Source organism: Spirillospora sp. CA-294931 (assembly GCF_050946795.1).
GTDB lineage: Bacteria > Actinomycetota > Actinomycetes > Streptosporangiales > Streptosporangiaceae > Spirillospora.
This window is the reverse complement of record NZ_CP192006.1, coordinates 8,119,966-8,133,601: the sequence shown is the minus strand read 5'-3', so window position 1 is coordinate 8,133,601 and position 13,636 is coordinate 8,119,966. Positions and strand designations below refer to the sequence as shown.

At 71.4% G+C, this 13,636-nt stretch carries 11 protein-coding genes; 8 read left to right on the top strand and 3 right to left on the bottom strand.

The window, feature by feature from the left end:
• Window positions 1–5: 5 nt before the first annotated feature.
• Window positions 6–443 (bottom strand): nuclear transport factor 2 family protein, encoded by a 438-nt coding sequence (locus ACQPY4_RS36685; RefSeq protein ID WP_433329069.1) that lies wholly within the window; start codon window positions 441–443, stop codon window positions 6–8.
• Window positions 444–690: 247 nt separating this feature from the next.
• The gene (locus ACQPY4_RS36680; protein WP_433329067.1) at window positions 691–1,965 is read right to left on the bottom strand and encodes a D-alanyl-D-alanine carboxypeptidase family protein; all 1,275 of its coding nucleotides are present in this window, start codon (window positions 1,963–1,965) and stop codon (window positions 691–693) included.
• Window positions 1,966–2,332: 367 nt separating this feature from the next.
• Here ACQPY4_RS36680 and ACQPY4_RS36675 point away from each other — a divergent pair, with 367 nt between their 5' ends.
• The 8 genes from ACQPY4_RS36675 to ACQPY4_RS36640 all read left to right on the top strand — a co-directional run bounded on the left by ACQPY4_RS36675 (window position 2,333) and on the right by ACQPY4_RS36640 (window position 12,182).
• Entirely contained in the window at window positions 2,333–3,499 is a 1,167-nt protein-coding gene (locus tag ACQPY4_RS36675) for a glutamate--cysteine ligase (RefSeq protein WP_433329065.1), read from the top strand.
• 151 nt (window positions 3,500–3,650) lie between these two features.
• On the top strand, window positions 3,651–4,997 hold the full coding sequence (locus ACQPY4_RS36670; RefSeq protein ID WP_433339164.1) for a M20 family metallopeptidase: 1,347 nt from the start codon (window positions 3,651–3,653) through the stop codon (window positions 4,995–4,997).
• Window positions 4,998–5,342: 345 nt separating this feature from the next.
• On the top strand, window positions 5,343–6,371 hold the full coding sequence (locus tag ACQPY4_RS36665) for a BMP family lipoprotein (RefSeq protein WP_433329063.1): 1,029 nt from the start codon (window positions 5,343–5,345) through the stop codon (window positions 6,369–6,371).
• A 101-nt stretch (window positions 6,372–6,472) separates the two neighbouring features.
• Window positions 6,473–8,014, top strand: coding sequence for an ABC transporter ATP-binding protein (locus ACQPY4_RS36660; protein WP_433329061.1), 1,542 nt, complete (start codon window positions 6,473–6,475; stop codon window positions 8,012–8,014).
• Window positions 8,011–9,177 (top strand): ABC transporter permease, encoded by a 1,167-nt coding sequence (locus ACQPY4_RS36655; protein WP_433329059.1) that lies wholly within the window; start codon window positions 8,011–8,013, stop codon window positions 9,175–9,177. Before ACQPY4_RS36660 ends, ACQPY4_RS36655 begins: the two co-directional genes overlap by 4 nt.
• A complete protein-coding gene (locus ACQPY4_RS36650; protein WP_433329057.1) occupies window positions 9,174–10,487 on the top strand; it encodes an ABC transporter permease in 1,314 nt (437 codons plus the stop codon). The genes ACQPY4_RS36655 and ACQPY4_RS36650 overlap by 4 nt, the downstream gene beginning before the upstream one ends.
• Before the next feature lie 2 nt (window positions 10,488–10,489).
• Window positions 10,490–10,894 (top strand): cytidine deaminase, encoded by a 405-nt coding sequence (locus ACQPY4_RS36645; protein WP_433329055.1) that lies wholly within the window; start codon window positions 10,490–10,492, stop codon window positions 10,892–10,894.
• Between the two features lie 10 nt (window positions 10,895–10,904).
• The gene (locus ACQPY4_RS36640) at window positions 10,905–12,182 is read left to right on the top strand and encodes a thymidine phosphorylase (RefSeq protein WP_433329053.1); all 1,278 of its coding nucleotides are present in this window, start codon (window positions 10,905–10,907) and stop codon (window positions 12,180–12,182) included.
• Between the two features lie 4 nt (window positions 12,183–12,186).
• Here ACQPY4_RS36640 and ACQPY4_RS36635 read toward each other — a convergent pair whose 3' ends face one another.
• Window positions 12,187–13,626, bottom strand: coding sequence for a glycosyltransferase family 39 protein (locus ACQPY4_RS36635; protein ID WP_433329051.1), 1,440 nt, complete (start codon window positions 13,624–13,626; stop codon window positions 12,187–12,189).
• Window positions 13,627–13,636: the final 10 nt, after the last annotated feature.

Genomic DNA, 13,636 nt, shown 5'->3' with positions numbered 1-13,636 from the left:
CTCCCTTACGACCAGAACTCGTCGTCGGCGTACTGGTCCTCGGCCTGCGTCCTGATCTCGGCGATGCGGCCGTCCTCGATGCGGAAGACGTCCACCGCCCGGCCCGCCAGGACCCGGCCCGGCCGTTCGGCGTAGGTGTTGACGAGGGCGACGCCGTAACGGTCGTCGGCCATGACGGCGTACGGCTCGCTGCGGAACGTCCCGCCGGAGAGCTCGAACAGCCGGACGTAGAAGCCGAGCACCTCCTCGGCGGTGGTGTAGTCGCCGCACAGCGGGCCGCGTCCGGGGACGCGGTGGACGACCCCGTCGTGGAGCAGCCCGCGGATGAGCTCCATGTCCCCCTTGGAGAAGGCGATGTAGCCGTCCCGGATCAGGGAGACGTTCGGATGCTCGATGGAGTCGGGCGCGGAGACAGGTGACGCGTGGGGATACGGGTGAGTCACGACGCGTTCCTCCCGTGGCACCGGTCCGCCGTCCAGCGGCGGCGCGCGGTGACCGGCACCACCGCGAGCGTAAGCCGCGCGGGCGGACGTCGACCAGTGAGGGAAGTCTTACCGTCGCGTGTCTTCCAAGCCTCGGCGTCGTGGTGCGGCCCGAGTCTCGGCGTGGTGGTGCGCGGGCAAGCCTCGAGTGGTGCGCGGCCGAGTCTCGGCGTCGTGGTGCGCGGGCAAGCCTTGGCGTGGTGCGGGGCTAGGCTTCGGCGTCGTCGTGGGCGGGCTCGCGGGGCGGCGGTGACTCGCCGCCGTAGGCGGCCTCCTCGCGGCGGCGCCGCAGGACGGTGGCGATGACCGCGATGGCCAGGACGCCGCCCGCCACCGCTCCGCCGATCAGGCCCCAGTTCCGGCCCGAGCCCTCGCCCTCGAGGGTGTGCGGCAGCAGGTTGCCCGGCTTGCCCTTGACGGGCTTCTTCTCGGGCTCGGCGCCGGGCGGGACGAGGGAGCCGACCGGCTCGACCTTGCCGTGCGCGGCGAAGCCCCAGTCGAGCAGGTCGGCCGCGTACTCCGACGGCGGCTTGTCGGCGCGCATCAGCGAGATCACGATCGTCTTCTTGCCCTGGCGGGCGGCGGCGACGTAGGTCTGCCCGGCGGCGTTGGTGTAGCCGTTCTTGCCGCCGAGCATGCCCTGGTAGGCGTGCGGCTGACCGGGGAGCAGCCGGTTGTGGGTGTGGATCGGGTAGCCGCTGGTCTTCTTGCCCTTCTTGCGCTCCTTCTTGCTGGGCGGCGCGGGGAAGTAGTGGTCGATCTTCTCGACGTAGCGGCGGAAGTCGGCGTTCTTGAGCCCCTCGCGCAGGATCAGCGCCAGGTCGTAGGCCGAGGTGTGCTGGGTCTTGACCGACAGGCCCAGGTCCTTGTCGAGCCCGTTGGGCGATCCGGCGAGGGTGTCGCGGGCGTTGATGCGGCGCGCCTCGGCGTTCATGTCGGCCAGCGTCTTGGCGAGCCCGCCGTTGGCCTGGGCCAGCGCGAGGGCGGCGTCGTTGGCCGACATCATCATCAGCGCGTAGAACAGGTCGGAGACCTTGTACTCCATCTTCGGCGTCATGCCGACCTTGGTGCCCTCGACGTCGCAGGTGGCCTGGGTGGGCCTGACCATGAGGTTGGGGTCGAGCTTGCTCACGAGCGTGAGCGTGGTCAGCGTCTTGAGCGTGCTGGCGGGCAGGTAGTGCCCGTGGGCGTCCTTGGCCGCCAGGACGTCGCCGGTGTCACCGTCCGCGATCAGATACGACGATGCCTTGATCTTCGGCGGCCCCGGTACGCCCGCTCCGGTTCCCGCGACGATGCCGCGCGAGGCGAGCTTGGGCCCGCCCACCGGCTCGGGTGCGGCGCTCGGGGCGCGTGCACCCGTCGCCACCTGGGGAAACGCCGCCGAACCCGACGCGGCGCCGACGGCCGCCGGGGGCGCGGCCAGGAGACAGGCCGCGACCAGCGGCACGGAGAGCGCGGCTGCCGCGCGACGTGAGGTACCCATGGCTCCCCGAAGACTAGGCGACCTGTCGGGAAAACGTGTACCCGGGCGGTGGCGTCCCGATTCCCCCCGGCTGGACGGTCTGCGTGTGTCACCAGACCGTCACCGGGACGGGTGTGACTAGTCAATATGGGTGATGTCGGGCGGGCGGGTGATGACCGAAATCAGTTACCTGACGTGTTCGCCTCCGGCCCGGACGAGTCAAATGATCCACAAAGGGCATGGACCTCCGCAGACGGCGGGCACCGGGCGCCATGATGGGTGGAAGGGTTCTGGCCTGGGCTCGCGTTTGGCCGGGCCACCGACCCGCTGGCTGAATTGCGCCACGTGTCTCGCAGTCACCTGCGAGGATTGTGGACGGAGGTTGGCCGTGGCCATTGACTTCAACCCGTCGCGCGGCGCGACGCTGGGCGTTGAGTGGGAGCTTCAGCTCATCGACGCCGAGACCAGGCACCTGCGGCAGGACGCGCGCGAGGTGCTCGCCGCCCTGCCGTCCCTCAGCGAGGGGGGTGACAACCCCAAAGTCCGGCACGAGCTCATGGAATCGACGGTCGAGATCGTGACCGGTATCAGCGACACCGTCGGCGAGGCCAAGGACGACCTGGCCGCGACGATCGGCGAGCTGCGCGCGGCCAGTGCCGCGCGGGGGCTGGCCCTGGCCTGCATGGGCACGCACCCGATCAGCGACTGGCGGGACGCCGTGCTGGCACCGATCCAGCGCTACGCCGAGCTGATCGAGCAGATGCAGTGGCTCGCGCGCCGCATCCAGACCTTCGGCGTGCACGTGCACGTGGGCATCTCCGACGGCGACCGGGCCATCCCGATCGTCAACGCGCTGGCGGCCTACCTGCCGCACTTCCTCGCGCTCACCGCGTCCAGCCCGTTCTGGAGCGGTTCGGACACCGGCCTGGCCTCCAGCCGCGCCGTGGTGTTCGGCCAGCTCCCCACCGCGGGCCCCCCGCACCTGCTGGACGACTGGAAGGCGTTCGAGGACTACATGGACACCTTGAAGCGCGCCGGGACGATCCGCAGCATCAAGGAGGTGTGGTGGGACATCCGCCCGCACCCGGACTTCGGCACGATCGAGATCCGGATGTTCGACGGCATCCCGACCATGCGCGAGGTGGGCATGGCCGCGGCCCTGTGCCAGAGCCTGGTCACCCTCTTCGAGCAGCAGCTCGACCGCGGGTACACCCTCCCGCGGCCCGCGGCGTGGGTGGTGCGCGACAACAAGTGGCGCGCCACGCGCTACGGACTCGACGCCATCGTCATCACCGACGACACTGGGAACACGGCTCCGCTCCGAGACGATCTCTATGAGCTGATCCGGGAGCTGGAGCCGGTGGCCGACCGTCTCGGCTGCGCCGAGGAACTCAAGGTAGCGGGCGAAGTACTGGAGCACGGGGCGCCCTACGAACGCCAGCGCGCGATCCGCGCCGACGGCGGCACCTTGGAGAACGTGGTGGACGCGGCGATCGCCGAGTTCGCCGGCGACAGGTTCGTCACTCTCGGGGAGGTGGCACATGCCGGGGCCTGAACGGCCCGCCGATCCGGCGGAGCACGGCGATCGCGACGACGACGCCGCCTCCGCCGCGCCGTCGGCGGGCGGCTCCGAGACCGGCCCCGAAGGGGCCGGTACAACCACTGGGCGGACGCCTTCCGGCTCCGCCCTCGCGCAGGGGGCGCATATGAGCTATCCGGGACCCGGGGTGATGCCCGGCCTTGAACCACCGACCGCCCCGGGGGCGGCGGACGACGACGGGGACACGAAGGCGGCGCGGGCCGCCGGGCTGGGGGGAGGGGCGGCGCTGCAACCGCAGCTGGACGCCTTCCTGGCCCGGCACGAGGACGAGCTGATCGGCTTCCGCCGCGACCTGCACATGCACCCCGAGCTCGGCTACGCCGAGTACCGCACGACGGGACGCATCGTCGAGCGGCTGAAGGAGGCGGGGCTGAACCCGCAGGTGCTGCCGCGCGGCACCGGGCTGTTCTGCGACATCGGCCCCGAAGACGGCTACACCGTGGCGCTGCGCGCCGACATCGACGCGCTTCCGCTCCAGGACGAGAAGGAGGGCGTCCCGTACCGGTCGACGGTGCCGGGCGTCGCCCACGCCTGCGGGCACGACGTCCACACCGCGATGGTGCTGGGCGCGGGGATGTTCCTGGCGCAGCAGGCCGAGGCCGGGCTGCTGCCCGGGCGGGTGCGGCTGCTGTTCCAGCCCGCCGAGGAGACGCCGGGCGGCGCGCTCGACGTGATGGCGGCGGGCGGCATCTGCGGCGTCGACCGCGCGTTCGCGCTGCACTGCGACCCCCGCATCGAGGTCGGGGAGCTGGGCCTGCGCACCGGGGCGATCACCGCGGCGTGCGACAAGGTCTATGTGAAGGTGACCGGTCCCGGCGGGCACACCGCCAGGCCGCACCTGACCGCCGACCTGGTCTACGCGCTGGCCAAGATCGTCACCGAGCTGCCCTCGGCGCTGTCGCGCCGGGTCGACCCGCGCTCCAGCCTCTCGCTGGTGTGGGGACGGGTCTCGGCCGGGTCGGTGGCCAACGCGATCCCCGACGACGGGATCGCCGAGGGCACCGTCCGCTGCCTGGACGACGAGGCGTGGCACCGGGCGCCGGAGATGATGAAGTCGCTGCTGCAATCGGTGGCCTCGGCCTACGACGTCGAGGCGTCGCTGGAGTACGTGCGCGGCGTCCCGCCGACCGTGAACGAGGCGACCAGCGTCCAGATGTTCCGCGACGCGGCCGCGCAGGTGCTCGGCGAGGACGGCGCGGTGCCCACCCCGCAGAGCCTCGGCGGCGAGGACTTCGGCTGGTACCTGGAGTCGATCCCCGGCGCGCTGGCCCGGCTCGGGGTGCGGGCGCCCGGTTCGACCAAGGAGTACGACCTGCACCGGGGCGACTTCGACGTGGACGAGGACTGCGTCGGCGTCGGTGTCCGGGTGCTGGCGGCGACGGCGCTGACCGCGCTGTGGGACGGCGCGCGCCCGGGCGACCCCGAGGCGGTCGAGGGCGCCGCGCTCGCCTAGCCCGGGGCAGGGAAGGCGCCCGCCGCGACCCGGCGGGCGTTTCACCATCGTCTGTCCGGTTGTAGGATTGGACAGGCCAACGACGTCTCGGTGCGGCCTTCTTTGGAGGAATGGCCGAAAAACGCCGTGGTCGAACGGACGCCGCGCTGGAACGGACCGGTCGGACGCCGTTCTGACCAGTGCGGATATTCTGTACGCGTTGGTAACGGACGCGTTGCGAAATGGTGCACGGTAGGCATTCGTCGTATTTCGCGAGGTAGCGTCCCAACGATTTCAGTGGCCGGTGGGGGCCGCTATGCCTTGGGCGGAACCGGAAGGAGCGCTACCTTGCGCCGTGGATTGAAGATGTCGCTCGTCTCTTTGACGGGCGCAGCGCTCGCGCTCAGCGCCTCCGCGTGCGGCGGCAAGAAGGCCAGCACCGGCGACGACGGCGGCGACGGCAAGAAGACCGTGAAGGTCGGCCTCGCCTACGACATCGGCGGCCGGGGCGACAAGTCGTTCAACGACGCCGCGTTCGCCGGTCTGGAGAAGGCCAAGAAGGACCTCAACGTCGAGATCAAGGACATCGAGGCCACCAAGGGCGAGAGCGACAACGACAAGGTCCAGCGTCTCGACCTGCTCGCCAAGTCCGGGTACAACCCCGTGATCGCCGTCGGCTACGCCTACGCGGGCCCGCTCGGCAAGGTGGCCACCCAGTACCCCAAGACCAAGTTCGCCATCGTCGACGACAGCTCGGTCAAGGGCGCCAACGTCACCAACCTGATCTTCGCCGAGGAGCAGGGCTCGTTCCTGGTCGGCGCGGCCGCCGCGGAGAAGTCCAAGGCCGGCAAGATCGGCTTCATCGGCGGCGTCGACACCCCGCTGATCAAGAAGTTCGAGGCCGGGTACGTGGCCGGGGCCAAGAAGGCCAAGCCGAACGTCAAGATCGACATCAAGTACATCTCGCGCGGCACCGACTTCTCCGGGTTCACCGACCCGGCCAAGGGCAAGACGGTCGCCGAGGGCCAGTTCGACGCGGGCGCCGACGTCATCTACCACGCCGCCGGCCTCTCGGGCGTCGGCCTGTTCCAGGCCGCCGTCGCGCAGAAGAAGTACGCCATCGGGGTCGACTCCGACCAGTACCAGACGGCCGAGGCGGCCCAGAAGCCCTACATCCTCACCTCCATGCTCAAGCGGGTCGACACCGCGGTGTTCCAGTTCGTCGAGAACGTCGGCAAGAACACCGTGCAGGCGGGGCCGGTCACCTTCGACCTGAAGAACGACGGCATCGGGTACTCCACGGCCAACTCCACGGAGATCAAGCCGCTCGAAGCCAAGATCAACGAGTACAAGCAGCAGATCATCGACGGGAAGATCACAGTTCCCACCAAATAGGGAACGGACCTGAACGCACCGAGCCGGGGACGGCGGGCGCCGCGCCGACCAGCGCGCCCTCCGTCCCCTGCCGGTATATGGGGCCTGCGTAGGAGTCAGGAATGTCCACGACAGAGCGGTCGGCGGATACCGCGCCCGCGTTCGAGTTGCGCGGTATCACCAAGCGCTTCCCGGGCGTGGTCGCCAACCGCGACATCGACCTCACCGTCGCCTCCGGCACGGTGCACGCCATCGTCGGCGAGAACGGTGCCGGCAAGTCCACCCTCATGAAGACCCTCTACGGCATGCACAAACCGGACGAGGGCACCATCAGCGTCGGGGGCGCGCAGGTCACCTTCAACTCGCCGTCCGACGCCATCGCGCGCGGCATCGGCATGGTGCACCAGCACTTCATGCTGGCCGACAACCTGACCGTGCTGGAGAACGTCGTCCTCGGCGCCGAGAAGCTGCACGGCATCGGCGCCAAGGCGCGCACGCGCATCCGCGAGCTGTCGCGCAAGTACGGCCTGCGGGTCGAGCCCGACCGGCTGGTCGAGCAGCTCGGCGTCGGCGACCGGCAGCGGGTCGAGATCCTCAAGGTTCTCTATCGGGGCGCGGGCATCCTGATCCTGGACGAGCCGACCGCCGTGCTGGTGCCGCAGGAGGTCGAGGAGCTCTTCGACAACCTGCGCGAGCTCAAGCGCGAGGGCCTGACCGTCATCTTCATCTCGCACAAGCTCGACGAGGTGCTCTCGGTCGCCGACGAGATCACGGTGATCCGCCGCGGCACCACCGTGGCCAACTGCATCGATCCGCGCGAGACCACCGCGCGCGAGCTGGCCCAGCTGATGGTCGGCAGCGAGCTGCCGGTGCCCGAGCTGCGCGAGTCGACGGTGACCGACCGTCCGGTGCTGGAGCTGCGCGGGCTGACCGTGCGCGACTCCACCGGACGCGCCGTGGTGGACGGCGTCGACCTCACCATCCACGCCGGGGAGATCCTCGGCATCGCGGGCGTCGAGGGCAACGGGCAGGCCGAGCTGGTCGAGGCGATCATGGGGATGCGCGCCCCCGACGCCGGCACCATCGCGCTGGACGGCAAGGACATCACCGGCTGGCCCACCCGCCGCCGCCGCGAGAGCGGCGTCGGGTTCATCCCCGAAGACCGGCACCGGCACGGGCTGCTGCTGGAGTCGCCGCTGTGGGAGAACCGCATCCTCGGCCACCAGACCAGCAGGCCCAACTCCAAGGGCATCTGGATCGACCGGACCGGGGCCCGCGCCGACACCGAACGGATCGTCCGGGAGTACGACGTCCGGACGCCCGGCATCGACGTGACCGCGGCGGCCCTGTCGGGCGGCAACCAGCAGAAGCTGATCGTCGGACGGGAGATGTCCGGTGACCCGGCGTTCCTGATCGCGTCCCATCCCACCCGGGGCGTCGACGTCGGCGCCCAGGCGGCCATCTGGGAGCATCTGCGCAACGCGCGCGCCGAGGGACTGGCGGTGCTGCTGATCTCCGCCGACCTCGACGAGCTGATCGGCATGTCCGACACGCTGCGGGTGATCCTGCGCGGCCGCGTCGTGGCCGAGGCCGACCCCGCCGACATCACCCCCGAGCGGCTCGGCTCCGCCATGACCGGCGCCAACGTGGAGGACGAGTCGTGAACAGGCTGAAGACCGCGGTGCGGGCGCTGGTGCGCTGGTTGAGGGTCGCGGGGCCCGCACTGATCAACTGGCTGAAGACCTCGCCGCTGGCGCTGACGACCCTGGCGGCCGTGGTGGCGCTGGTGTTCTCGATCGTCGTCACCTCGATCGTGCTGTCGATCAGCGGGTTCAACCCGCCCTCAACGTTCCAGGCGATGATCGAGTTCGGCCGCGAACCCGACAGCGTCGCCAACACCCTCAACCGGGGCTCGACCTACTACCTGTCGGCGATCGCGGTGGCGATCGGCTTCCGGATGGGCCTGTTCAACATCGGGGTGGACGGCCAGTACCGGCTGGCGGCGATGCTCGCCGCCGCGGTCGGCGGCGCGTGGGCGCTGCCGCCCGGCCTGCACCAGGTCGTGATCATCCTGACCGCGATGCTGGTCGGCGGGATGTGGGCCGGGATCGCCGGCCTGCTGAAGATGACCCGGGGCGTCAGCGAGGTCATCTCGACGATCATGCTGAACTTCATCGCGACCGGTGTGATCGCCTACCTCCTCCAGGAAGACCGGCTCGGCACGCAGCTGAAGGGCAGCGAGAACATCGGCACCAAGCCGATCGGCTCGTCCGGCCAGATCGCCGGCATCCCCTACCCGGGCGCCAGGCTCGACGTCTTCGGGCTGATCATCCTGGCGGTCGTGGTCGGCGTCGCCTTCCACATCGTGATCAACCGGACCCGGTTCGGCTACGACCTGCGCGCGACCGGCCTGTCCTCGACGGCCGCGTCCGCCAGCGGCGTGGACGCCCGCAAGATGATCGTCACCGCGATGGTGCTGTCGGGCGCCGCCGCCGGCCTGATCGGCATGCCGCAGCTGCTGGGCTCCTCGCACACCTACGGGCTCGACTTCCCGCAGGGCCTGGGCTTCATCGGCATCGGCATCGCGCTGCTGGGCCGCAACCACCCCATCGGGATCGCCTTCGCGGCGCTGCTGTGGTCGTTCCTGGACCAGTCGTCGCAGATCCTGGAGTTCAACGAGATTCCCAAGGAGATCGTCGCGATCACGCAGGCGGCCGTGCTGCTGTCGGTGGTGGTCGTGTACGAGATCGTCCATCGTCTCGGCCTGCGCTGGCAGCAACAGGCGGTGGCGGCTGAACTGGCGGCCGGGAAGGAAGTGGCGGCGTGACCTCTCTGACGAAGGTTCGTCCGGCCGAGCCGGAGTCGGCGGGGAAGACCCGCGGGCCGTGGTTCCGCGCGCTGGTCATCTTCGGGTCGGTGTTCGGCGGGCTGGTGCTGCTGCGGGCGATCACCGGCGAGACGGCGATCACGTCCGCCGGGACGTTCGGCACCGCGCTGGCGCTGGGCATCCCGATCGGCATGGCCGCCCTCGGCGGTCTGTGGTCCGAGCGCTCCGGCGTGGTCAACATCGGGCTCGAAGGCATGATGATCTTCGGGACGTGGGGCGGCGCGTGCGGCGCCTACTTCAGCGGCAGCCCGTGGGCGGGCCTGGCGATGGGCGTGGCGATGGGCGCGCTCGGCGGGCTCCTGCACGCGATCGCCACGGTGACGTTCGGCGTCGACCACATCGTGTCCGGTGTGGCGCTGAACATCCTGGCCCCCGGCGTGGCCCGCTACCTGTCCACGATCTTCTTCGTGGACGAGCGCGGCGGCGGCGCCACCCAGTCGCCCCCGCTGCCCGACTTCCCGACGGTGAGCGTCCCGGGGATCGGCGGGCCGCTCGGCGACCTGGAGAAGCACCACTGGTTCCTGGTGTCGGACGTGGCCGGGCTGGTGCGCGGCCTGACCACCAACCTGTCGGTGCTGACGCTGATCGCGCTGGCGCTGCTGCCGATCACCTATTGGGTGCTGTGGCGGACGGCGTTCGGCCTGCACGTCCGGTCCTGCGGCGAGAACCCGTACGCGGCCGAGTCGCTGGGCGTGCGCGTCTACTCGATGAAGTACGCGGCGGTGATCATCTCCGGGGCGCTGGCCGGGCTCGGCGGCGTGTTCCTGGCGATGGTCGGCTCGTCGCAGTACCAGGAGAACCAGACCGGCGGCCGCGGGTTCATCGGCCTCGCCGCGATGATCTTCGGCAACTGGCGTCCTGGCGGGCTGGCCGCCGGGACGGGGCTGTTCGGCTACACCGACGCGCTCCAGCAGCGCGGCGCGACCGGGGCCGTCCACGCCCTGCTGCTGGTGGTCTCGCTGGGCCTGTTCGGGTTCGCGGCGATGCTGGTCTACCGGAGCCGCCGTCCGCGACTGGCCCAGGTGCCGGAGAACGGGCCGTCCGGCCGGTCGATGTACGTCCGGCTGGCGATCTCGGTCGTCCTCGGCGTCCTGCTGCTGGTCTGGTACCTGACCACCGACCAGCTGCCCAAGGAGATCGTCACCTACAGCCCGCACATCACCACGCTGCTGGTGCTGTCGCTGGCGTCACAGCGCCTGCGGATGCCCGCCGCCAACAACGTGCGCTACCGTCGCGGCGAGGGGCATTGATCATGGACGAGATCGACTGGACGTCGCTGCGCGCCGCCGCGCGCGAGGCGATGGGGCGGGCGTACGCGCCCTACTCCGACTTTCCGGTCGGCGCCGCGGCCCTGGTGGACGACGGGCGGGTCGTCACCGGCTGCAACGTGGAGAACGCGTCCTACGGCCTCGGCCTGTGTGCCGAGTGCAGCCTGGTCAGCGCGCTGTTCGGGCCCGGCAGAAGCGGTCGTCCCCGGCTGGTGGCGCTCGTCTGCGTCGACCGCAACGGCGACCCCCTGATGCCGTGCGGCCGCTGCCGCCAGCTGCTGTGGGAGCACGGCGGGCCCGCCCTGCTGGTCGAGACGACCCGGGGCGTCCTGCCGATGTCGGAGGTCCTGCCGGACGCGTTCGGCCCCGACGACCTGATCAACCGATAGAGGGAGAACCGTGGACGCCATCGACGTCATCCGCGCCAAGCGGGACGGCGGCGCGCTGACACCCGCGCAGATCGACTGGGTCGTGGACGCCTACACCCGAGGCGCCGTGGCCGAGGAGCAGATGGCGTCGCTGGCGATGGCGATCCTGCTGAACGGCATGGACCGGGTCGAGGTGGCCCGGTGGACCGAGGCGATGATCCGCTCCGGCGAGCGGATGGACTGGTCGGCGCTCGACCGTCCGACCACCGACAAGCACTCCACCGGCGGTGTCGGCGACAAGATCACGCTGCCGCTGGCCCCGGCCGTCGCGGCCTGCGGGGCGGCCGTCCCGCAGCTGTCGGGCCGCGGCCTCGGCCACACCGGCGGCACGCTGGACAAGCTGGAGTCGATCCCGGGGTGGCGCGCGTCCCTCGGCAACGACGAGATGCTCGGCGTCCTGCGCGACGCGGGCGCGGTGATCTGCGCGGCGGGCACCGGCCTGGCGCCCGCCGACCGCAAGCTCTACGCGCTGCGCGACGTCACCGGCACCGTCGAGTCGATCCCGCTGATCGCGTCCTCGATCATGTCCAAGAAGATCGCGGAGGGCACCGGCGCGCTCGTCCTGGACGTCAAGGTCGGCTCGGGCGCGTTCATGAAGACCGTCGCCAACGCCCGCGAGCTGGCCGAGACGATGGTGGCGATCGGCTCCGACCACGGCCTGCGCACCGTCGCGCTGCTGACCGCGATGGACCGTCCGCTCGGCAACGCCGTGGGCAACGCCGTCGAGGTCGCCGAGTCCGTGGAGGTCCTGGCGGGCGGCGGCCCGTCCGACATCGTCGAACTGACCGTGGCCCTGGGCCGCGAGATGCTCCAGGCCGCCGGCCTCACGGCCGCCAAGGACCCGGCCGACGCCCTGCGCGACGGCTCGGCCATGGACGTCTGGCGCCGCATGATCACCGCCCAGGGCGGCGATCCCGACGCCCCGCTCCCGGTCGCCCGCGAGACCCACGAGGTGACGGCGCCCGCGACCGGCGTCCTCACCCGCCTGGACGCCTACGGCGTGGGCGTCGCGGCCTGGCGCCTGGGCGCGGGCCGCGCCCGCAAGGAGGACCCGGTCTCGTTCGGCGCGGGCATCATCTGCCACGCCAAGCCCGGCGACAAGGTCACCGCCGGAGAACCCCTCCTGACCCTCTTCGCCGACGACGAGACCCGCTTCCCCCGCGCCCTGGAGGCCCTCGACGGCGCCGTCGAGGTGACCGACCGGGGCACCGTGGACGCGCAGCCGCTCATCATCGACCGCATCGCCTGACCCGTCAGGAACGCCTGGTGTAGAGGGTGATCGACAGCCCCCGCACGCGCCAGTGGCTGGAAGGGCGGAAGTGCGCCGTCAGGCCGTCGATCTTGGCGCGGTTCACCGGGTCCATGCCGGGGCCGCGCCAGAGGGTCTCGCCCTCGACCAGCCAGGCGCGGGTCACGCTCGGGTCCTGGAGGCGGCGGACGATCTCGTCCGGGCCGTGCTCGATCCCGGCGAAGTCCTCGGCCCGGGTCGGCGAGACGGCCATGGCGAGGTCGCGCAGGTGCCCGAAGGCGTCCGGGTACACCTCGCCGACCGCCCTGCGCCCGGCCGGAAGCCACACGACGGCGTCGCCGGGACGGCTGTGCCGCCGGACGACGTCCGCGCCCTCGCGGAGCTGGTCGGGCCACCGGCCCGGATCGCGCAGTTTCGCCTGGGGCTCGGCCGCCAGCAGCCCGATCAGCAGGAGCGGCGCGACCCACGTGTGCCGCCTGAGTCGCACCAGCCCCGCGGCCGCCAGCAGCGCCACGGCGGGCAGGCTCGCGATCACGTAACGCGGCTGGTAGATCGGGTGGAACTGCGAGACCAGCATGAGCACGGCGGCGGGCACGACCAGCCACGGCAGGGCCAGGGCCCGGACGTCGACCGGCCCTCGGGGCCGGGCGAGCGCGACCCCGGCCAGGACGGCCAGGCCGACGACCGGCACCAGGTCGTCCGAGCCGCTGAACTCCGTGGCGAAGTCGGACACGGCGCCGAGGCCGGGACGGCGCAGCCAGTGCGTCACGTGGCTCTGTGATGCCGCCAGGACGGCCAGGGGGCTGAGCACCAGCCCCGCGGCTGCCATGGTGGCCAGCCATCCGGCCAGCCGCTCCCTGCGGGTCAGCAGGACGGTCACCAGATGAGCCGCGACGACGAGCAGGGCGAACAGGTGCACCGCGCCGAGGGCCACGACCGCGGCGCCGTAGCCCGCGTAGCGGCGCCGGGTGCCGTCCTCCAGCGTCCTGACGAGCAGCAGCGTGGCCACGACGGCGAGCGCGGTGGTGATCGCGTAGGCGCGGACCTCCAGCGCGTGACGGGAGGCGAACGGGCTCCCGGCGTACACGAGCCCGGCGAGCAGGCCGCCCAGCGGTGAGATCAGCCCGCGGCCCAGCGCCGCGACCCCCGCCGCCGCGACGGCCAGCGCCACGATCGACGCGAGCCGGAGCGCGAGCTCGCCGTCCCCGAACAGGGCGATGACCCCGTGCAGCAGCAGGTAGTAGGTGCCGTGCACCGCGTCCAGGTGCGAGAGGAAACGGGCCATGTCGGGGATCGAGCGCCGTGCCACCAGGACGGAGATGCCCTCGTCCCGCCACAGCGACAGGCCGGACGCTCCCCAGAACCCCAAGGTCAGAGCGGCGACGGCGGGCACCCCCAGAACCAGCGCCTCCAGGCGCGATGTTCGCTTCTCTCCATCGGTCATGAAGGGCAAG

What these genes read in the sequence shown, in the direction of transcription:
- ACQPY4_RS36665 (WP_433329063.1), top strand. Translation starts at nt 5,343, where the DNA reads ATGTCGCTCGTCTCTTTGACGGGCGCAGCGCTCGCGCTCAGCGCCTCC.
- ACQPY4_RS36635 (WP_433329051.1), bottom strand. Translation starts at nt 13,626, where the DNA reads ATGACCGATGGAGAGAAGCGAACATCGCGCCTGGAGGCGCTGGTTCTG.
- ACQPY4_RS36645 (WP_433329055.1), top strand. Translation starts at nt 10,490, where the DNA reads ATGGACGAGATCGACTGGACGTCGCTGCGCGCCGCCGCGCGCGAGGCG.
- ACQPY4_RS36680 (WP_433329067.1), bottom strand. Translation starts at nt 1,965, where the DNA reads ATGGGTACCTCACGTCGCGCGGCAGCCGCGCTCTCCGTGCCGCTGGTC.
- ACQPY4_RS36670 (WP_433339164.1), top strand. Translation starts at nt 3,651, where the DNA reads ATGAGCTATCCGGGACCCGGGGTGATGCCCGGCCTTGAACCACCGACC.
- ACQPY4_RS36660 (WP_433329061.1), top strand. Translation starts at nt 6,473, where the DNA reads ATGTCCACGACAGAGCGGTCGGCGGATACCGCGCCCGCGTTCGAGTTG.